The organism is Pseudoalteromonas sp. G5_S1_14_S5, assembly GCF_054968605.1.
In genome coordinates, this window is sequence record NZ_JBQKUM010000079.1 from 1 (window position 1) to 21,144 (window position 21,144).

Genomic DNA, 21,144 nt, shown 5'->3' on the forward strand with positions numbered 1-21,144 from the left:
AATGATTCACAGCAATTAATCAATCGATAAAAGTTAGCGTTTGGTCAATTTAAACCAGATAAATAACAGTGATTTAGTAAACTGCGTCTACTAATTCATCAGAAAGCCCATACCAATCAGGTTTATAGACTTTTCATTTGCCAATATCCTTCACCATTGGTTGCAAGCTGACTATGCAAATAATCGAGCGTGTCAGCAACCGTCCCTGCAATACCTTGTGGTGGATTAAATAACAGCAAGCCACTACCAATAAGACGGTCATCCCCTTTCGGATCGCGCAATCGCAATTCCGACTTTATCGGACTTGGCAACAAGCCATCTTTCGCCGCTGTCACACAGTGCTCCAATATCAGAGAGCTTCGATCATCTGTGTATAACGGATACCAAATTAATGCAGATACTCTCTCTGACTGTTGATAGGCCTTAACCAAAGCATCAATCACCGCGAGATATTCGGAATCCGTTTCGTAAGGTGGGTCGATCACAATCAGGTGGTGGCTATCATGTTTCGCGACATCATCAGGCAGAGCTTTAAGCCCATCGCCCGCGGTAATGGTCAGCTTGCTAGAGATACCCACGTCACGTTGTAACTTCTCAATATTGATTTGCAGTAAATCGGCTTCATCTTGCTGAATATCGGAAAAATAGAAGCTATCTTGGCTGCGACCTTGTTGATAAGTAATCGCCGCCGACCCTGGATACATCGTGATAAGTTGCTTCGGATTGTAGTATTCCAACACCGACATAAAAGATGCGAATGACTCAGGAAGGTACGCCTTGTTTCGCCAAAGGTACCCAACCCCTTCTGCAAATTCACTCGCATGATTACTTGGTGCAGTAGTTAGGTCATAACACCCGGTACCTGAGTGTGTGTCGATAACATTGAGGCGCGAATGCTGCTGCATTAATGACTGAACCAAAACACTTAATACAGGGTGCTTCAGTGCATCGCCGTGGTCGCCTACGTGACATTGATGTCGATATTCCATTCCCTTGCCTCATTTCTACTAACGTCATCTAAACATACTTCATATCATTAGTGCTTGCCTGCTCAACCCTTCGTTTTTTGAAATAGGCTATCCTTTCTCTAACTAGTTGACTCTTATATAAAATAAAGCCCTTCGTTCGGTTAAAAACGAAGGGCTAAAGTCAGCTCACTTACTGAGTTACAATATGACTAAAATAGATAACCTAAGGGTACTCACCCTCAACTTCTACAGGCGGTTTCACTTGGTAGTGACAAGGCTGTAGGCCAAGTAATTTCGGAAGGGTGATACCGACCGAAATTGAAGACCATGTACCACTCGCAATGCCCACTACCAGTGCGATTGCAAAGCCTTGTAGAGCCGCGCCACCAAGCAACCAAAGCGCAGATACCGTCAACAACGTCGTACCTGAAGTCACCATAGTACGAGAAAACGTTGCTTTGACTGATTCGTTAAGTAGGTTGTCGGTATCGCCGTTAGGGTTACCATGCAGCATCTCACGGACACGGTCAGCAATGATGATAGAGTCATTCAGTGAGTAGCCCAGAATCGCTAATACCGCCGCTAACACCGTTAGGTTGAACTCAAACTGAGTCAAAGCGAATAAGCCGAAGATAATCGTCACGTCGTAAATGATCGCAGCCAGAGCACCTAGAGCTAAACGCCATTCAAATCGTACACTTAGGTAAAGCATGATCATTAAGAAACACACCAATACCGCTAAACCACCTTGGTCAACCATGTCTTGACCCACTTGAGGGCCAACCACACTGCTGTTCAGCACTTTCACTTGGTCACTCACCGATGCCAAAGCATCAACTAAGTTAATCTGCGGTGCGTCTGTCAGTTGGCTGTAGCGAATGGTCCAGCGGTCTAGCTCTGCCATGCCAACCACTTGCACGTCTTGTTGGAAAGCGGCATCAAGCTGTGTTTTCAATGCGTCTTTGGTCACTTGATCAGAAAGTTGAACCTCAGCAACCACACCGCCTGTAAAGTCCAAACCCCAGTTAAACCCTTTCACGGCCACTAGCATTACTGAACTCATGAACAGAACAATAGAGATTACCGACATCACCTTACGCAGGAGAGTCATATTGCTATTGGAAAAATAGCGTTCTGAAATTGTCATTTTTGTTGAAGTACTCATGCTTAAATCCTTACATCGTGGCGTTGGTCACGCCCCCAAACCAAATTGATGATCGCTCGTGAAGCAAAAATGCCCGTAAACATACTGGTTAGAAGACCCAAGCCCAGTGTCAAGGCAAAGCCTTGAATTGGTCCGTTACCAATGGTGTAAAGAGCGACAGCTACAATCATGGTGGTGAAGTTAGCATCGAAGATAGACGAGAACGCGCTATCGAAACCACGATCGATGGAGCTAGCAAAGCTGCGTCCTTCTTTCATTTTGTCTCGAATACGTTCGAAGATAAGTACGTTAGTATCCACCGCCATACCAACGGTTAATACCAAGCCAGCAATACCCGGCAGTGTTAATACCGCACCCGGTAGCAATGCGATCAGACCAAACAGCGTTACCATGTTAACGATAAGCGCACCATTCGCGACCCAACCAAGACGGCGATACCATAGCGCCATAAACGTCAGAGTAAGACCAAGGCCAAGCGCCAATGCAGCAAAGCCGTTAGTTACGTTTTCTGCGCCCAAAGATGGACCAATGGTACGCTCTTCAATAATGGTGACTGGCGCCGTTAGTGAACCTGCACGAAGCAATAGAGCAAGCTCTTGCGCTTCAGCCATGCTGCCCGCACCTGTAATTCTGAAGCGGCTACCCAATTGAGATTGGATGTTCGCAACGCTGATCACTTCACTGGTTTTCTCGCTGTTACCGGCTCTGTCGCGGCTGTACTCGCTGTACACTGTCGCCATTGGCTTACCGATATTATGACGAGAGAACTCAGACATATTCTTACCACCCGCAGAATCTAGGGTGATGTTTACTTCTGCGCTGCCCATTTCACCAATGCCACTACGTGCATCAATAATGTGCTCACCACTCAGTACTGCTTTGCGAGCAACAACCACACGGTTGCCATCGGTATCTTTTAGCGTTTGAGTGTTGCGTGTTGGGTTATCGTAAACCGAGTAGAACGCCAATGATGCTGTGGCACCAATCACGTCTTTTGCAGCTGCAGGATCTTGTACACCCGGCAATTCGATACGGATACGGCTTTCGCCTTGGCGTTGAATTGAGGCTTCAGTGATACCTAGCTCTTCAATACGGCTGCGCATGATTTGTAGGTTTTGTTGAACCGTTAGGTTGCGAAGCGTGCGTTGTTCATCTTCAGATTGCGTTAGAGTCAGCTTTTTGTCTGAGCTGTCACGTAGCCATTGCGGGAACTCTTCACGAATCAGCTTTTGCGCCTTTTCAAAATCGGCATCGGTGCGGAAGTTAAATTCCACTTTGTTGTTCACCACTTTGCCGCGGGCATAACGCACTTGGCTGGTGATCTCGTCCACCATAGCTTGCGCTTGCGCGTGGTAAACCGGTTCCATGTCTACTTCGAGTAAGAACTGCACACCACCACGTAAATCAAGGCCTAGCTGAATCGGTGCAAAGCCCATGTCAGTCAGCCATTTTGGTGCCGCTGGCTCCATTGCTAGCGCGACGGTTGCAGTATCAAGCAGACGCTCATTCAGCACTTCTTTGGCTTTTGCTTGCTGCTCGGCATCTTCTAAGATCACCACTAAACGCTTGTCTTTCTGATAAGCCGATTTAGCTTGGATGCCTTCGCTTGCAAGGTATTGAGTGACCTGAGTCGCGTCGATGGTTTGCTCAGAGCGATTGTTAATTTGAACCGAAGCATCTTCACCATACCACGACGGCAAAGCGCTCAGAATCATGATGATAATGGTGGTGATAAGTACCACGTATTTCCACTTAGAGTAGTGGTTGATTTGTCTTCTTGGAATGCGTTTTTTCACAGTCAAGATCTCTTATTTTAACTAAGTTTTGCGAACGCGAACGATGGCTAACCCCAACCAGACCAAACTGATTGAACGGCAGCAGAGTGCAGTCGCGAATTGTTTTGGGGATTGGCTAAAACAACGGACACAGGGGATCGTCGATGCGACCAATCAGGGGCAAAGGATTAGCTAAGAAGTTCTCGAAAGTGTGAATATTGGATGTTGCACTCTTTCCACCCCGACAAACGGGAAGGCGGAGAGCTGACAATACTGGTCCAGTGCTGTTTGAGGTCCAACATAGGGGTTGTCGCTAACAGCGAAGCCAGTAAAGAAGGGGGAGAGAAGTCAATCAGCAAGTGATAAGCAGGCTCAAGGTCAGGCGCGCTTTCTTGCTCATTGGTTGATATACGTCGGTAAGTGGTCGCTTGAAGGCTAGATTCAGTATCGTGATAATTGGATCTGTCACCTACTGACGAAGCGCCTACTTGAACTTTATCGCACTCCAAATAGGCCGATGGGTCATCAATGGCAGCGTTCTGACACTGTTTTTGCGCGAAAGATTGCTGTTGAGCAGTCTCGATTTGAAACGGCTTAGAAGGAAACGAATAGCCGTTAGAATTCACTAAGCCAAAGCTCAGTAAAAACAACATTAAGACTAATCGGGTACCCAGTTTAAGCAATCTAATATCCAAACAATATTCTCGTAGATCGCCAATCTACAACACAAATGAAACGCTGTCTTGATTTAAAACATTTTTTTAGAAAATGATTCAATGCAACCGATTAAGCTTTGATGCTTCAAAAAAAGAAAAAGCCAAGCAACTAGGCTTGGCTTTCCATTACGTATGCGTCCAACGCTGATCGTTATGACGCTTTAGGTCGCATGATGTTCTTAACCTTACGGCTATTCTCGCCAAACAGGTGATGGAGCAGAGCATTCATGTCTTCAACCGATATTGATTTAACGACTCGGTCAACATCAGCCAAGGCTTCCACTCCATACCCATACAATAGATAACGAGACACAAACCACGCCTGATCGATAGAACTTGCCTCTAGTGGCGCGAAGTCAGCTTCAAACTGTTTTACTATCGAATGCAGTTCGTCTTCAGAAATACCTTGTAGGAGGTCTGAGATCACTCTATCAATCGCCATTTCAACAGTATCTACGTTCTCCGGCGCGATCATTGCTCCGATTACCCACTCATGAGTCGGTTCACCATCATTCGAAGCCGCATAAGCATAAGGTGAATAATCTAAACTCAACTCTTCACGAACATAAGAGTCTAAACGAGATGCGACTAATCGTTGCAATAAGTCTTCCATGAAGACATCTTTTGCAGTCCAGCCTCCACTTTCTATTGTCGTCGGCTCTGGAATCACTCGTAAGATATATTCCGCACTATTTACGTTGTTGATCGCGACATCAATAAGTGGTTTCGCTGGTTGCTTGTACTCCACTTTGAAATCTGGCACCGTCCCCGCTTGCAATGGAATTGAAGCTAAGTACTTACGAACTAGAGGTTTCAACTCACTTGGGTCGATATCACCAACGACCACCAACTGGTTGTGTCTTAGTTGACCAAACAGTTGTTGATGAACAGCACGGACATCTTCAACAGAAACCGCTTTAACACGCTCTTTATTTACGAATAGATGGCGGCTTCCCGAGCGATAAATATTTTGATTGATCGCTTGTTCAAATTGACCAACAGGCGTACTTAGGAAGGACTCTTTGTCTTGCACTAGCTCTTGCTTCACAGCTTCAAGCTGATCAGAATTCACTTTAGGAGACACCATGAAGGTATATAGCGCAGCAAACGCGTCACTCATCCCATCTTTTTCGATATTAAACTCAATGCCATGTCGCGTCGAAGAAATAAAAGAATCGACTAAAATCCCTTCACGATCAAAGTAGGCTTTCAGCTCAGATCCCGTAAAGTCACCAGCACCACTTCGAGCAATAACAGGTAGTGTCACATTTGCAGCTGCGAATAAATCCGGCTCCAACGCCGCTTTACCGCCAAGACTCACGTACATTATTCCAACATCGCCTTTCGCGTATGAATCACGTAGGTACCACATGTCGATACCATTACTTAAAGTCCACTTTTGAATATTTGGATCGGCGTACATTTGCTCTACCAATTCAACCTCGCCGGGTACGGCAGGCGAAGCAAATGCACTGGCTGTTGCCGTTACGAATGTCTGTGTACCCTGCTGACTATAAGAAGCTTTTAATCCATCTAGAGAAGCCAGAACCGCTGTGCGATCCTCATTGTCATCCATGCCGACAATCAAAAAGTAATCACTCGAAAGGACTTCTTTGATATTTTTATTAATCGCTTCAAGGCTTAAATTAGCAAGAAAGGCTTCCATGCTGGCCTGATAGTCTTTTTGAGATTGGACAATATCGCCAGACACTAATGCGTTCACTTTATCGTTCACGTGATCCACACTGTCCCTTTTATCCCAGTCGTGCTCAATATCATCCAGTGAGTCTTGATAATAATGGAGCTCACTCGCAATTTCTCCTTCAGAGACACCGTAATCACGTAACGACGTTAAAGTAGAAACCAACGCTTTCTGAACCGCATTACGGCTGCCTGCTGGGAAGCCAACACTTGTCGATGAATAAAGCAGAGCACCCAAACTGATGTTATCTGACGTTATCCATTGCGTCGGTAGCGCTGCATCATTAAAGTCTGCCTCTAAACGCTGCTGAATAAGAATCTGAGTGGTTTCATCCAACCAACGCTGATGTTGTTGAGCGTGGGTTTCAACAGTGTTTAAACCTCGGTTAAACGTCAAAGAAATACTCGGAGCTTCTCTGCCAGCATATTCAATGTAGTCACCTTCATTGAACGAAGTCGTATTCTGCTTTTGTGGCTTTGACGTTTTACCGCGCTCCCAGCTCGAAAATTTCTCTTCAATCAGTGGGATCAGTGTTTTAAGGTCCACATCACCAGAAACCACTAGCTCAACGATTTGAGGTTGATACCAAGTTTGGTAAAAGTCGGTAAGCCCTTCCGACGTGGCAGCCATAACCGAAGCTTTAGTTCCTAACGCATCTTGCGATTCGTAAGGGCTGCCTTCGAATAGGTAATCAACATATTTCTCGGGGAATGACTTATCATCGAGACGAGCCATACGAAACTCACCAAGAATCACTCCCTTTTCTTTTTCAACTTCCGAACTAGAGAGATCGAGGCCATCGCCAACGTCACGCATCCAAGTCAATGCTTGCTCTAATTGGAGGTTATCTGGCAAATCTAATTCATACACCGTATCTTCATAGGAAGTATAGGCATTGATGTCCGCACCAAAGCTGGAGCCAGCTTCTTCAAATAGACGAATCACATCGTTTTGAGAGAAGTTCTTGCTGCCATTAAATGCCATATGCTCGACAAAGTGAGCATAGCCTTCTTGTTGAGGTGTTTCTTGAATGGAGCCCGCGTGCACAACTAAACGCACAGATACCGATGCTTCATGATCAGGATAAACATGGTAGGTAAAACCATTATCCAGTTGAGCAGATGTCCAGGCAGGATCTGGTTGAATTAAAGTTTCATTGGTTTTTGATGTAGAACTGCAACCAACCAGGGCAAAGCATATTGCCGTCGCTAAATAATATGTCTTCATAACAACCTCTTAATATCATTCACTGACAATATACAGACTGGGCTAATGATTATTATTTAATATTGAACCAAATGAGTATAGTTGTGATCTGGATCGTCACTTTATAAATTACAACAACACATGTAAATTCAGCCATATTCAACTAGAAGTTCAGGAGTAAGGGTAAGAAAAACAGACTACACGCCTTCAAGTAACGTCTCTACATCCCTTTAAACAGAGCTTGTGAGGCACGGCTGATTGGCAACTTCTCACCAGATACATACGCCGACATCTGGCCGGATAGTCCTTTTTTGACCTTATCAATAGCTGACACTTTCACCACCACTGAACGATGGATCTGCCAAAACTCATCAGGGTTGAGCTGGGCGATCAGCTCTTTTAGTGACACGCGAAGAATAAACTCCTCTAAAAGCCCGCCCTGCCCTTTCTTAAATATCGATACGTACTTATCTTCTGCTTTGAAATACGCCACATCATCAACAGAGATCAAGTGAATGTCTTCGCCAACGCTAGCTTTAAGCCACGTGAGATACTTTTTCTGCGACATATAAGGAGACTGCGTTTGCTGTGATGCCGATTGTGACAGTTGCTGCAGTTGACTCATGAGTGCAGCGATGTCGGGTTGTTCTGGCATATGACCGGACTGTGTTTGATTACTTGATAAGCGCGCTTGAATCTTCTGACAGGTAATAAGCAGGCGCTCTTCATTGATTGGCTTGAGTAGGTAATCTGTCGCATTGTGCTCAAAGGCTTTAACCGCATACTCGTCGTAAGCCGTAATGAAGACCACCAGCGGCGGTGATGCAAGCTTGTTCAACTGCTTGGCTAACGAAATACCATCAAGCTCTGGCATGCGAATATCAAGAAAGGCAACATCTGGTTGTAGCTGCTGAATGCTCTGCATAGCCTCTGTCCCATTTTTGGCCTTGCTGATAATCTCTAGCTCAGGCCAAACCTCAGCAAGACTCTTATCCAAGTGATGTCTTAACAGTGCTTCATCGTCTGCAATAATTGCCGTCACGCTGGGCTTTAGTCCTGAGTTGATCATTATTCTTCCTTTAAATTCACACTGTAAATCGTCTGTTTTTTTAACAGTACTTAGAGTTTCAGAACTGCATTCTCGGAGCTAGTTTCGCTGATGAGCGGCAACAATATCGTCGACACCACGCCGCCAGTCGCTCGCTCTGTGATCGTCAGGCTCGCCTTATCTCCGTATAGGGTATCAATACGCTGACGAATGTTACTCAATCCAACACCATGGCCAGTAGCAATAGACGGTGCTGTTAGCCCCACGCCACTGTCGGATACTTCAATTTTCATCTGGCCGTCTTGTTGAACAATTCGGATATTGACTTCACCACCAGTAGCCTTGGGTTCAATTCCGTGTGTTAACGCATTCTCAACCAAAGGTTGAATCAAGAAAGGCGGAATCACCTGCTGCTCGCTGATGTCGTTGGTTTCAATCGAAAACGTCAAGCGCTCATCTAATCGTATCTTCTGAATGTTCAAATAAGCGTCGAGCAAATCGACCTCTTGAGCAATAGTCGATTGCTCGGTACGGCTGTTCTTCAGGGTCACACGCAACAAGTCAGTCAGTTTTTCAAGCATCAACTTAGCTTTGGCGCTATCACTCTCAATCAATACATTAATGGTCGCAAGAGTGTTGAACAAAAAGTGCGGCTCGATTTGGCTTTGCAGTTGTCTTAACTGGCTAAGTACAACGACCTTTTCTTGATCAGCTTGGCGACGCTTCGCCACCTCTAATTCATTATCGGCACGCAGCTGCTGCTCTCTTGTGTAGAAATAGTAATAACAAACGGAACAAAAGATCACACCAAGCAGCATCACAGACTTAAGATCGGAAAGGTTAGAGCCGAAAAAGCCGTTCAACCAATAGTGTGCATTCAAGGTACCAATGGTCATTGCAATCACCATTGATACCCCTACATCAAATGCCTTTGATTTCCTTTTGAATAGTTCAACCAACACAAACGAAGAGCCAACTGCGCTGTAGCCAAAGCCGAAGCTGATGGCCAAGTTGAGCGTAAACCCGCGTCCCCAAATCGTATTGGTTGTAATAGCAATAAGAACGCAAAATAGCGTGGTGAACGCGAAGCTTTTAATCCATGAAAAGCGACTGTTTGAAGAAGTGTCCATTAAAATCGTCCTTTGATATTTAAAAGAATCATATGACTATCCGGTAAGTTGGCGTAAACAGAATCACTTTTACCGCCTAGAAAGCGTGCAGCAAGTTCCAATTCCAACGATGAATCACCATTATCGAAAGCCTGATAATTAAGCCACTGCGTAGCAATAAAGCCACCGTCCTGTGGAGACAGCATGACATCAAATGTAGGCGTAATATCTTCAAGCCAGCCATGTGCCGAGTCCAAAGACCAGTGAAACATGAGATTGTGTTGAACCAAATTAGCGTGTTGATAACCTTGAGCGTAACAGCCCGCCAACGATGTTGTCATGGGATTAAGAGACAAATATTCCGCATTCACTAAAGCGCTTTGCCACTCAGAGTCACTCCAAGCACGGCTATCAAACCAGTATTCCAGTACCACATTGTGGCCCGTCTCGTTGGCCCATGTCAGTCCAACTAAGGCTTGGTAAGCCTCGCCCTGCTCTTCAAGATAAACCGGTTGGAGCAGTGAATTGGGCTGGCTGTAACCCAAATTTTGTCGCTGATAAACCACCGAACCGTGAAACTCCCACGCGAGGTTTAATACCGACACCACACTCGCTCCAAGCAAGCCTTGACGCACATCATCGTAATAAGCGACCCATTGATATTCGTGGTCGCCTACTAAATTGTAACGACGTAAGCCAACCCCTTGTTGCTGATTCTGCTTTTCGAATTGATTCACATATTGGGAAGTCCATGATGAGTCGCTGTAAAGCAGGGTCCATTCGCCCGTCATATCAAACAGTGACGCTGAAGCCACACCAGCACCCTCTTCTGCGACAATGCCCACTGGGTTTTGTCGATAAGGCTTGATGATGTCTAAAGGTCGGTAGCCATAACCAACACCCCAATCTAGGCGAACCTTACCGAGCGTGACATCCAAATAATGATCACCGAACGCTGAATTCGACAGTTCAACACCACCTTGCCAAAACAACTCGCGCGCAATGAATTCCGATTCAAAGCTCGTCTCACTGACCTGTGGGTCATTGCTCAAAATGTCGTTGGCTTTTACGGCAAACAGACCCAACCAATTGCCATATCCAACTTCAAGATCCAGCAAACCATTGAGTGACTGACGGTTGTCAGATGCGAAAGGGCTAAATGGCGACTCTCGCGATTCAACGCCTTCAGCACTGAGTTGCCAGTCCCACGTTAAACTCAGATCGTCCGCTTGAGTCGTGTTACTCACACAAGACAATGCAAGCAAGCTAGCGATTAACGGCTTAATCTGGAATCGACGACTAAAAGCTCTCATGCCACCCACCTAAAGCCCAGACACGCTATTGCGAGATAAGTAAGCGGGGTTGTAATACTTGTCCGCCAAGGCTTGTTCGCTTACCTCGCGGTACTCAATCACGGTTTTCTTACTTGGTTGAATCTTATCGAGCAAGGTCATCGACACCACACTTGGTAAGCCATCACGTACGCCTTCAGTAAACCACGCTTGCTTAGCTAGCTTTCCTGAACGCAGATACAAATCCGCTTTGACTGGAAATGCTCGGTCTACCGTTAACCACAGATCGATAGATTGATAACTCATGCCCTTAGTTTTTGCGGTGAGTTTTAAGTGATGGGTGTCAAGCTGATCACTACTAGGCATTTCAACCGATTGTTCAGCAACCCACTCGCCTTGGTAGTCTTCGCTCCAGGTCAGCGTTGAGATATCACCAACCGAAGCTTCACCAAGCAATTTTTGCATCGGAGTGATACGAATTGGACGGCGCGATTTCGGCATCAGTAACCAATAGTTGTCTTCTATCATCAGCATCTTTTGACCCACCTCGACCGCCGACTTGAACACGACCAGCGACTCTCGGTTTGGTCTTGTGTAGACGTTGTATTCGCGGGTTTTGTCTAGTTGCTCGTCTTGATATAACACAACCAGAGACACCACTTTTGATGCCTGTTCGCTGTTCAAACGGTAGCTGTCTGCCTTAGCAATCATCTCGGTAACTTGCTGTGAATCGATAGCCCAGCTTGGTGCCGACACTAGAGCCAAAGCCAACGCGCAACCTAAAACAGTGAGTGAACGAGTAAATTTATACATAAACCAGTGCCTCCGTGATTGGCTTATTTACGCCTTTGCGAGCCGAGAAATAAGCAGCCAGCAAACAGATCGTCAGCACACCCAAGGTGGCGTAACCAACCAATTCCAATGAGAAGTAAATATTAAGTGGGTAACCTTCGGTTCGCCCCGGAGGTGGTGGCATTTGCACATCAACTACCAGCAATAACACCGACACTAAACCACTCACTAATGCGCCTATCGCACTGCCAATCATCGCCAGTAAACCCGCCTCTTTTAGAAAACCCGCCACGATTTCAGAAGGGTAACTGCCAAGTGCCGATAAAGTGCCAATCTCACGAGTACGTTCCGTCACTGACATGGTCATGGTATTAAACAAAGATACGAACACTACCAATGCCATCACTGCGCCCATAATGCCGAAGATACGGTCGTAAAGGTCTTTAACCTTGGTGTAGAAGAATGCGCGATCTTGCCATGGGGTGATCTCAATCTCTGAGTCTTGTTGACCAACTTGCTCATCCAAAGCCAATTGGATGCGTTGTTGAACCGACGAAGTCTTATCGGTTTCAAAAAGAAATACCGACAAGGTGCTGACTTTATCTGACGCTAAAAGCTCTTGTGCGGTGGTGATATGTACGTACAACTGACGTTTATCCAACTCAGGCACACCAGTCGAGTAGATACCCTGCACCTTAAAATCAAAGGCATTCAATGCGCCATCACTAGTGGTAACGAGCAGTGTGACCCAATCACCAACGGTCACTTTGAGGTTACGAGCAAGGTCGGTTCCGAGCATTACTTGTGGCTCTTGGCTGTCGTATCTTGGTGATTTCACATCCGAGAGGTTTTGACCGCTGCGCACGTCAAGGAAAGGTCCTTTCATGTCGAACTCGCGCTCATTAACGCCAGTTCCCATAAAGATGGTCGACTTGCTCCCGTTAGACACCAAACCACTAAAGTAAACTCGTGGCTGCACCCCACGCACATCGCTGTCACCAATAATGCTCTTAGTGAGTGCTTGAACGCTATCCAGACCATTGCTCAGCGGCATATCTTCGTCTTGTTCAAAGTAACCCGGCGTGCTCAAAGTAAGATGACCCGTATCGCGCGCGGTTGATTCTCTCAAAGATTCGTAGGTGTAAAGTCCATAACCGCCCGCACTAGTCAGTGCAAACACGGCAATCGCGATGATCAACACCGAAAGCAGACTACGTCGACCATTTCTCAATAGATTGAGCCACGCCAAACGCACCGAGGTTGGAAGTAAAACGGAGCTAAAGCCTTGCGTTAACTTGCCCATGAGATCACCTCCATTACTTCGGTTTGTGGTGCCAGTTGTCCGTCGATAAGTTCAATCACTCGGTCACAGCGCTGCGCCATTCTTGGGTCGTGCGTTGCGACGATAAAGGTAGTTCCCATCTCATGACCGAGCTCTTTCATAATGTCGATCACCAGGTTGGCTGTGTGGCTATCTAAGCTGGCTGTCGGCTCATCGGCAATCACTAGGTTTGGGTTGTAGACCAATGCTCTGGCTATCGCGACACGTTGCTGCTGACCGCCTGATAGGTTGTCTGGACGGTGATGGATGTACTCCCCTAGCCCAACACGCTCTAACATATCTTGCGCTCTGGTCTGCTGTTCTTGCTTCGAATATTGGTTCAACATCAATGGGTAAGCGACGTTCTCAAGCGCTGTCATCACAGGAACCAGATTGAAGCGCTGAAACACAAAACCCAACGACTGGCGGCGAAAACGCGCAGCCGTAATCTGATCTGTTGAATACGCTTTGCCATCAATAGTTATCTCACCTCGATAGTCCATATCCAACAAACCGAGGATGTTCAGCAGTGTGCTTTTTCCCGATCCCGACGGGCCGCACAGTGCCACCATTTCACCGCGTTTAATCTGACCATCGACTCCCTTGAGTGCGTCTACACTTTGTCCACCCGTGAGATACGACTTACCGATTCCTTTAAATTCAATCATTCCGCTTTCCTCTGATTACTCGCCAACTGTTTAGCTTCCATGCCCTTTATTTTGCTTTCGCAACTATCACTTGGCTTTCGCTATTAGGGCCTTCGCAGTCATCGTTTCGATGTTGTCGGCATCAGCCGTTTCCATTTGTTTTAACCACGCTTGTGCTTGCGTTAGGTCTTCAGCACGAATCGATGCAGTAATTGCGTAGCGATAAATCCATGAGGTTGCAGAGAAGTGCTGTTGTTGAAATTCATCTTCCGCGAGTAGCGAGAGGAACAAGTTGTAACCGCGATCAAAGTGGTTAAACATGTCTGGAAGAGAGGTGTAAGTCACTGCGGCCATAGCGCGAGTCAGATAAGAATCTGGTAGCCCTTGAACACGAGGTTGCTCATGAATGGGTTGGTCTTCGTCTTTCAGCAACACCAGTGATTTATCGATGGTCGACAAGCCCTTTTCGACATACTTCATCTTATTCCAAGGTAAAAACGCATCACGCCCCATTAAGGTTTCTGTGCTTCCTAGATAAACCAAAGTCAGTGGCGTCGCACCATCTTGTTGCAGCGTATCGTTGAGGCGCTCATAAGCCACCTCGACCAGCTCTTCATTGCCTTGCGCGGCTTGGTTGTAAATATCAAGCACGTCTGAACTTGGATTAGCTAGCGCCAGCGTAGGAGTAATTGAAGCTAACCCAATTAAAAGTGAACGACGAAACAGAGCAGTAAATGAGTTTGAAGTGTTTGAAGCCGTCATGATGTGTAATCCCTTTCGAATGTTGACGTTGAAAGATTAACCACAAACTGTCACGCCGTTTTATCAATGCGACGAATGGCAATAATGCGGAGTGAATGGTTGAGTGAAGGCGTGAATGGAATATAGCATGTATAGACGGAGCTAATGCTTGTTCCTATAATTGATAAATCTAGATTTTCGGCGCTATTTATATCAATTACTCGGGTATACATAATCATCGATAGGCTTGTCTGGATTTATACAAGCCATACAAAAATAGCCGCGAATCAGCGGCTATTTTTCGTTATCTAAGTGACATTCTAACAGGGCACTCGTTGGCTAAACCAAACCCTATTAATATCATGGATTAGTCTTTTTAACTTGTTCGCTATGACATGCGAATGAGCATTGAATTAAAGCAAGGATCATCACATATTTAAGGAGTTTCATTTTATTACTCCACTATACTGAAGTTAAAAATGATAAATTAATTTGATGATAAGCAGTGTAGGTGTTTTTTATATAACTGAGTCTATTACATCATTAGTTATAATAGAATAAATTAACATTATCGAATTAAAAAAACCTAATTTAAACCTGGATAATTTAGAGTTTTAAGAATATAAAAGAGCCTATGTTAAAATATAGGCTCAAAGCAGTGGCAGTGCATAATTTAAAAAAGTTTTCTATATTTTTAGCTAATTAAATAAAATCGTTTAATTAAGCCACAATCGCTGATACTTTAACGGCATCACTGATTGTTCGGTAATTCGGAGAAAATTGTTGGACCCCCGCAATAACTTCATCGTAATCAGCTTGAGTACCATCACCTTGAACTTCAAACTGAAATTGGATCTCTTCGAAGCCAACCTGAGCTTCTTCAGATACATTCAAGAACCCACGAAGATCCAAAGCCCCTTTTATGTTCAGCTTTACAGATTCTAAACAAATGCCGCGGGCACTGGCGCCTGCAACAAAACCAACCATCATACAGCCAGCCATGCCACCCAGCAGGTAATCTTGTGGCGTAGGGTATGCGTTATTGCCAAGAAGCTCTTCTGGTTCACCCACGTCGAAAGTAAAATCTTTAACGATTTCTGTTCCACCTACCTTTTGGTTCAACGTGCGAATCTCGCTATGAACACCGCCTTTCCATTCAGCAACAATGCCGTATTCAGATACCGCTTGTGTTGCATCATCAGTAATAACTTTCGTATAAGCTGATAGGCCTTCTAAGTTAAGGCCATTTAATGGTGCATTACTCATGTTAAATCCTTTAATTATTTCTTGTTTATAGTGATTAATATTCATGTAGCGCCTCCCACACCGCGTGGAAGGCGACAAGTAATTTAGTTTCGACCCGCCATCACGCCGCCATCGACATTTAGAATCGTGCCCGTTACCCAAGAAGACTTATTCGATAGTAGATATTCAATTGCGTCAGCAACATCGTCTGTAGAACCAATTCGACCAATTGGGTGGAAATCGTTAAAGCCTTGTAGTGCAGATTCAATCTCGTCTTCAGCGATGAATGACTTATAAATTGTCGACATCACGACTGCTGGAGCCACAGCGTTTACACGTACACCGTGGTCGCCTAGTTCAATGGCCAAGTTTTTTGTCAGTGCATGTAGTGCCGCTTTCTGCATAGAGTAAGCTGAAGAAGGTGTTGCTTTAATTGCTTGATGTGCCCACATAGAACCGATGTTTACAATTGCGCCACCACCGTGTTGTTTCATATTTTTCGCAACGGCTTGTGTAATGAAGAAGAAAGCACGGTTCATATCTAACTGAAGGTCGTAATCTTGCTCAGAATGCTCAAGGAAATCGACAGGTTTGAAGAAACCAGCCGCATTCACCAAGTAGCCAATGTGACGTTTTTCTGCATTTAACTGTTCAATAAAGCTTTGAATAGCAGAAGGGTCGTATAAATCAACCTGAGCCGTTTCAACATGACCATTCGTGGTTGATTCCAGATCCAATTTTGCTTCAGCAAGATTCTGTTTGTCATGAGAGAGAATCATTACAGGCACACCAGACTTAAGCAGTCGCTCTGCTGTTGCTTTACCCATACCAGAAGAACCGCCAACAATTAGTGCAATAGAAGATGTGTTAAACATAATGAAATCCTTAATTTAAAAAGACTACCTACTAGTAGATAGGCTGATTGTTCAAATAAATGGAGGAGGAGTAGAGACCATCTCCTCGTCAGTGGGTGTACTTTAAGATCGGATCGGTTTCACGTCAACAACTTTATCTACCTACCAGTAGGTAGATAAAGTGCAAACCAAAAAAAGTCTATATTTATCAAGGTTATATGTGATTAAATTATTTTATTTAAATGAGTATCCGTCTCATGAAAAGTGTCTACAACACCATTTAGTGAGTCAGATCCATTAAGAATTTTGTCCAATGATCAATTTTTAGACATAAAAAAAGCGAGGGCTAAGCCTCGCTTTCAAAACCACAACCTCTTTTGGGTTGCACTACGTCCAACATATCTACAGTGCGATGACAATGTCTCCTACAAAGCCCATTGCTATACCGCGCCGTATCAATCTGAGCGATAAACTATGACGCCTTCAGAATGTTTAAACAGCTGGCTTTCACCGAACGGATATAGTCTGTGTCCTTGAATTGAGACAGTAAAATCCCTCCCTCCAAGGCGACAAAAATTAGCCTCGCAGCTTGAGTCGCTTCTAATCCAGAACGGAAATGTCCACTCGCAATCCCCTGCTCTATGCTTTTACGAATAAAGTTTTCATTGATTTGAACAAATTTAGACAACTGGCGTTCCAAACCATCCGCCAAAAAATAGAAGTCAGAAGCATACATACCACATAGACACAGTTTGTTGTTCTCGCGTACATCAACAAAAATGTCGGCTAACGCTTCAATTTTACCTTCTGCAGAGATGTCTTGACTCTCGATCCGCTTTAACGCTACTTCGTAATTCACAAGGTAACGTTCAAATACCGTTTGAGCCAGGTCTTGTTTCGTTTTGAAATGATAATGGATACTCGCAGTCTTTATCCCAAGCTCATTTTGAATGTCGCGAAAGCTGAAGCCATTAAAACCTCGGCTTTGCATATAACTTTCAGCTAAATCGACGATCTTTTCTGCCGTTGGATTAAGTTCTTTCATATTTATTCCACCTATATTTTTGGGGAATATAGCATAATTCACAGACATCGCCTATCTATCAGTAGGTATGGATTTCCAGGAGGTGCAAAGTTCAAGTGTGGGTGGGCAAAAAAATAGCCGCTAATCTGCGGCTATTTTTAATTATCTAAACGAAGTTTCTATATTTCTACTTCTTTGTCTCTTCAACCACAGCTTTCATCAATACAGAGGTATCCATGCGGCCTTCACCTTGTGCAGAAAGAGCCTTGTATGCATTGTTGGTCTTCTCCGTCAATGGAAGTTGAATGCCTTGGCGCTCAGCTTCATCTAAACAGAAACCTAAGTCTTTGATCATCCAGTCAATAGCGAAGCCGAAATCAAACTTGTCTTGCGCCATTGTCGTAGCGCGGTTTTCCATCTGCCACGAACCAGCAGCGCCGTTTTTGAGGCAATCAACCAGAGTTGGGATATCTAAACCTGATTTCTCAGCAAGCACTAAGCCTTCAGATAAGCCATTCAACACACCAGCGATGCAGATCTGGTTGACCATTTTCGCGCGTTGGCCTTGGCCTACTTTCCCCATCAGAACTGACGATTTACCGTAAGCTTCAAATACAGGTTGAAGGTCGTTGAATAGCTGTTGCTCACCACCACACATGATAGTTAGCACGCCGTTCTCTGCACCTGCTTGACCACCAGACACTGGTGCATCCATAAAGCGAATACACGCTTCTTTCGCTGCAACTTCAAGTTCTTCAGACAGGATTGCAGACGTTGTAGTGTGGTCAACAAGAATCGCGTTTGGCTTCATTGCTGCCAGTGCGCCTGTTTCGCTGGTTGTCATGCTGCGTACGTCATCATCATTACCCACACAAACCAGCACAACATCGGCTTCTGCCACACACTCAGCAACGCTCTCAGCGGCTCTACCTTGGTGCTTTCCAGCCCAGTCCAATGCTTTGCTATGAGTACGGTTAAATACCGTTACCTCGAAACCGGCTTTGACTAGGTGTCCTGCCATTGGGAAACCCATAACGCCTAACCCGATAAAACTTACTTTCATTTCTTTCTCCTTTTGTTTAACTCAGCTCGTCGCTATGGAACGACTGAACGCTTTTAATTAACGCCTCAATAAGCAGAGTTAAAGCCTTCGGCTGATATTTTCTTTCTTTGTACACTAAATACGCTTGGCGATCACCCCGGTGATACTCAGGGAGCACTTGAACCAGATTCATTTCCGGATAAACATGACGAAAAGGCAGCGAAGCGATACCCAGCCCCTTTTGCGCTGCCGCCGCGACCGCATGAATATCGTTCACAATAAACTTAGGTTTGATCGTCACCATCTGTTCCAGATGACCCGCTTTGTAGAGCGGCATATCAAACACATCATCAACGTTAATCCAGTCTTGATGTTCAAGATCCTCTGGTTTAACGATTGGCCCACGCGAATCTAAATAGGCTTGGCTTGCAAAAAAGCCATGTTTCGCTTTAAACAATGGTCGAGCGATCATGCCGTCCATGTCGGAAATCTGAAACGTGATCAACAAATCACGGTCGGTTTGAGGTACCACTTGTTGCTGGCTCAAAATCAGATTGAGCTGCACATTTGGATATTGAGTAAGGTATTGCTCGACAGTCGGGCGAAGAAAACCACTATAGAAATTATGAGGGACTGCGAGTTTTATCTTGCCTTGAATGGCATCACGTTCTTCAAGCAGGCTACTAAAACCTTGATGAAGAGACTCCATGCCACTGCTCAGCGCTGCAAAGGCCACCTCGCCATCTTTAGTCGCCACCAACTCCCTACCCTTCTTTTCTAACAAGCGGATGCTCAAACGCTCTTCTAAAGCAGTTAACCGGCGTGACATAGTCGACACAGGCAGTTGAAGCCGCTTCGATGCCGACAGCAACGAGCCCTCTTCAACCACAGTACAAAACAGGAATAGATCGTCAATATTTCCGAATATGGAATTCATGCTTCTATTTATGCCTATTTTTCTCATTAATGGATGGTTGTAACCTTATCTCATCAGTTACAGAAAATCACGGGAGAAACATAGATGAGCAAAAAACAATTTTGGGTAACCGCGATTTTATCCTCCCTCACCATGGCAACCATGATGTCTGGGTTAATTTCTGGCTATAAAATTGGATTCAGCCACGAGTGGCCGCCAATCTGGTTACAAAGCTTCTTTCTTGCTTGGCCGTGTGCCATTGTGCTGAACCTTACAGTACTCCCCTTGATTCGAAAGCTATCTGAGTGGATTTGTCGACCGCGCACGCTTTGCTAATCAGTGCTGTATCAACGGGCTCTTTGTTGGCAAAAATGCGGAACGATGATCAAGGCTGATCAATACTCAAAGCATAAAAAAACCGAGCACTAGGCTCGGTTTTTTATTAACTATTGTCACTGTAAAAATTACAGCTCAGCGTTGTGGTAAACCTGCTGAACGTCATCACAGTCATCAAGAAGGTCTAGGAACTTCTGGAACTTCTCAGAATCTTCTTCCGCTACTGGCGTCATAGTTTGAGGAACGAAAGTAATTTCCTCAACATCTAGAACTAGCTCAGGGAACGCGTTAGTTAGTGCAGTCTTCGTTTTGAAGAACTCAGTTGTTGGAGCGAAAACAGTGATTACACCATCTTCTAGCTCTACATCTGTTACGTCTACGTCGTCCATCATTAGTGTTTCTAGGATGATCTCGTCATCTTCACCTTTGAACTGGAATACAGCTTGGTGAGCGAACATGTGAGAAACAGAACCTTCAACACCGATTTTCGCGCCAGTTTTAACGAAACATTGGCGAACGTCTTGGAAAGTACGGTTGCCGTTGTCAGTTAGACAGTCAACGATTACGCTTGTGCCGCCTGGGCCAAAGCCTTCGTAACGAGCTGGTGCGTAGTCTTCACCACCGCCGCCGTTTGCTTTGTCGATCGCTTTGTCGATAACGTGTGCAGGAACTTGGTCTTTCTTCGCTTTAGCAATAAGGTGCTTTAGCGAAAGGTTCATGTCTGGATCTGAACCACCATTCTTCGCACACATGTAAATTTCTTTACCGTATTTGGAATAAACTTTAATTTTTGCGCCAGCAGTTTTAGCCATTGAGGCTTTGCGCACTTCAAAACTTCTTCCCATCGGGATCTTCTCTCTGATTCAATTAACGGGGCAAATTCTAGCAAATTACTGTGTCATTTCAATTCTACAGCTTTGCTGAGCAAGGTTTGTCTGCGGTTATGCGACGCCCATTACTCGTTTGTATTTTTCTACAGACTGTTCAAACCACGCCTTTTCATCTGGGTCACCGAGCTTCATTGCTTCTTCAACAATGGCTTCTGGGCCACATTTAGCCTGCTTCAATTTCCATACTAGAAACGATGCCTGCTTATCCAGTTCGATTTTGTTTTTCTCGCTGGGTGGAAGGAGTGAAAGGTTGATAGACATTAGTCGCCTTCGTCTGTAATACACTTGGCCGAGAAATATATCATAGAGCAGCCTCATAAAACCAATACTATGAGTAGCAGAAAGGATTTATGGC

At 45.0% G+C, this 21,144-nt stretch carries 20 protein-coding genes; 1 reads left to right on the top strand and 19 read right to left on the bottom strand.

What is annotated here, in order from left to right:
* Nucleotides 1–122 precede the first annotated feature (122 nt).
* From rlmJ to ACTRWI_RS18710, 17 genes are all read right to left on the bottom strand, one after another.
* Entirely contained in the window at nt 123–989 is an 867-nt protein-coding gene (rlmJ, locus tag ACTRWI_RS18630) for a 23S rRNA (adenine(2030)-N(6))-methyltransferase RlmJ (protein ID WP_499133270.1), read from the bottom strand.
* 202 nt (nt 990–1,191) lie between these two features.
* A complete protein-coding gene (gene secF / locus ACTRWI_RS18635; RefSeq protein ID WP_499133271.1) occupies nt 1,192–2,133 on the bottom strand; it encodes a protein translocase subunit SecF in 942 nt (313 codons plus the stop codon).
* A gap of 2 nt (nt 2,134–2,135) precedes the next feature.
* On the bottom strand, nt 2,136–3,929 hold the full coding sequence (secD, locus tag ACTRWI_RS18640) for a protein translocase subunit SecD (protein ID WP_499133272.1): 1,794 nt from the start codon (nt 3,927–3,929) through the stop codon (nt 2,136–2,138).
* Between the two features lie 167 nt (nt 3,930–4,096).
* Nucleotides 4,097–4,591, bottom strand: coding sequence for a hypothetical protein (locus ACTRWI_RS18645; protein WP_499133273.1), 495 nt, complete (start codon nt 4,589–4,591; stop codon nt 4,097–4,099).
* Between the two features lie 184 nt (nt 4,592–4,775).
* Nucleotides 4,776–7,553 carry an insulinase family protein gene (locus ACTRWI_RS18650; RefSeq protein WP_499133274.1) on the bottom strand — a complete coding sequence of 926 codons (2,778 nt, stop codon included), beginning with the start codon at nt 7,551–7,553 and terminating at the stop codon, nt 4,776–4,778.
* A gap of 199 nt (nt 7,554–7,752) precedes the next feature.
* The gene (locus ACTRWI_RS18655) at nt 7,753–8,601 is read right to left on the bottom strand and encodes a LytR/AlgR family response regulator transcription factor (protein ID WP_499133275.1); all 849 of its coding nucleotides are present in this window, start codon (nt 8,599–8,601) and stop codon (nt 7,753–7,755) included.
* A gap of 50 nt (nt 8,602–8,651) precedes the next feature.
* Nucleotides 8,652–9,710, bottom strand: coding sequence for a sensor histidine kinase (locus tag ACTRWI_RS18660; protein ID WP_499133276.1), 1,059 nt, complete (start codon nt 9,708–9,710; stop codon nt 8,652–8,654).
* Nucleotides 9,710–11,002: a hypothetical protein gene (locus tag ACTRWI_RS18665; RefSeq protein WP_499133277.1), complete on the bottom strand. Its 1,293-nt coding sequence runs from the start codon at nt 11,000–11,002 to the stop codon at nt 9,710–9,712. The genes ACTRWI_RS18660 and ACTRWI_RS18665 overlap by 1 nt, the downstream gene beginning before the upstream one ends.
* A 9-nt stretch (nt 11,003–11,011) precedes the next feature.
* Nucleotides 11,012–11,794: an outer membrane lipoprotein-sorting protein gene (locus ACTRWI_RS18670; protein ID WP_499133278.1), complete on the bottom strand. Its 783-nt coding sequence runs from the start codon at nt 11,792–11,794 to the stop codon at nt 11,012–11,014.
* The gene (locus ACTRWI_RS18675; protein WP_499133279.1) at nt 11,787–13,076 is read right to left on the bottom strand and encodes an ABC transporter permease; all 1,290 of its coding nucleotides are present in this window, start codon (nt 13,074–13,076) and stop codon (nt 11,787–11,789) included. Before ACTRWI_RS18675 ends, ACTRWI_RS18670 begins: the two co-directional genes overlap by 8 nt.
* Entirely contained in the window at nt 13,064–13,762 is a 699-nt protein-coding gene (locus ACTRWI_RS18680; RefSeq protein ID WP_499133280.1) for an ABC transporter ATP-binding protein, read from the bottom strand. The genes ACTRWI_RS18675 and ACTRWI_RS18680 overlap by 13 nt, the downstream gene beginning before the upstream one ends.
* 66 nt (nt 13,763–13,828) lie before the next feature.
* Entirely contained in the window at nt 13,829–14,503 is a 675-nt protein-coding gene (locus ACTRWI_RS18685; RefSeq protein WP_499133281.1) for a hypothetical protein, read from the bottom strand.
* 699 nt (nt 14,504–15,202) lie between these two features.
* Nucleotides 15,203–15,748 carry an OsmC family protein gene (locus tag ACTRWI_RS18690; RefSeq protein ID WP_499133282.1) on the bottom strand — a complete coding sequence of 182 codons (546 nt, stop codon included), beginning with the start codon at nt 15,746–15,748 and terminating at the stop codon, nt 15,203–15,205.
* 83 nt (nt 15,749–15,831) lie between these two features.
* On the bottom strand, nt 15,832–16,602 hold the full coding sequence (locus ACTRWI_RS18695; RefSeq protein WP_499133283.1) for an SDR family NAD(P)-dependent oxidoreductase: 771 nt from the start codon (nt 16,600–16,602) through the stop codon (nt 15,832–15,834).
* Nucleotides 16,603–17,053: 451 nt separating this feature from the next.
* Nucleotides 17,054–17,626 carry a TetR/AcrR family transcriptional regulator gene (locus tag ACTRWI_RS18700; RefSeq protein ID WP_499133284.1) on the bottom strand — a complete coding sequence of 191 codons (573 nt, stop codon included), beginning with the start codon at nt 17,624–17,626 and terminating at the stop codon, nt 17,054–17,056.
* A gap of 166 nt (nt 17,627–17,792) precedes the next feature.
* Nucleotides 17,793–18,668, bottom strand: coding sequence for an NAD(P)-dependent oxidoreductase (locus ACTRWI_RS18705; protein WP_499133285.1), 876 nt, complete (start codon nt 18,666–18,668; stop codon nt 17,793–17,795).
* 16 nt (nt 18,669–18,684) lie between these two features.
* On the bottom strand, nt 18,685–19,584 hold the full coding sequence (locus tag ACTRWI_RS18710) for a LysR family transcriptional regulator (RefSeq protein WP_499133286.1): 900 nt from the start codon (nt 19,582–19,584) through the stop codon (nt 18,685–18,687).
* An 84-nt stretch (nt 19,585–19,668) separates the two neighbouring features.
* Between ACTRWI_RS18710 and ACTRWI_RS18715 the strand changes: the two genes are divergently transcribed.
* Nucleotides 19,669–19,899, top strand: coding sequence for a DUF2798 domain-containing protein (locus ACTRWI_RS18715; protein ID WP_499133287.1), 231 nt, complete (start codon nt 19,669–19,671; stop codon nt 19,897–19,899).
* A gap of 128 nt (nt 19,900–20,027) precedes the next feature.
* On the opposite strand, the gene ACTRWI_RS18720 is transcribed toward ACTRWI_RS18715, so the two are convergent.
* Nucleotides 20,028–20,744: a YebC/PmpR family DNA-binding transcriptional regulator gene (locus ACTRWI_RS18720; RefSeq protein ID WP_004736950.1), complete on the bottom strand. Its 717-nt coding sequence runs from the start codon at nt 20,742–20,744 to the stop codon at nt 20,028–20,030.
* Nucleotides 20,745–20,840: 96 nt separating this feature from the next.
* Nucleotides 20,841–21,050 carry a DUF3283 family protein gene (locus ACTRWI_RS18725; RefSeq protein WP_004736949.1) on the bottom strand — a complete coding sequence of 70 codons (210 nt, stop codon included), beginning with the start codon at nt 21,048–21,050 and terminating at the stop codon, nt 20,841–20,843.
* Nucleotides 21,051–21,144 lie beyond the last annotated feature (94 nt).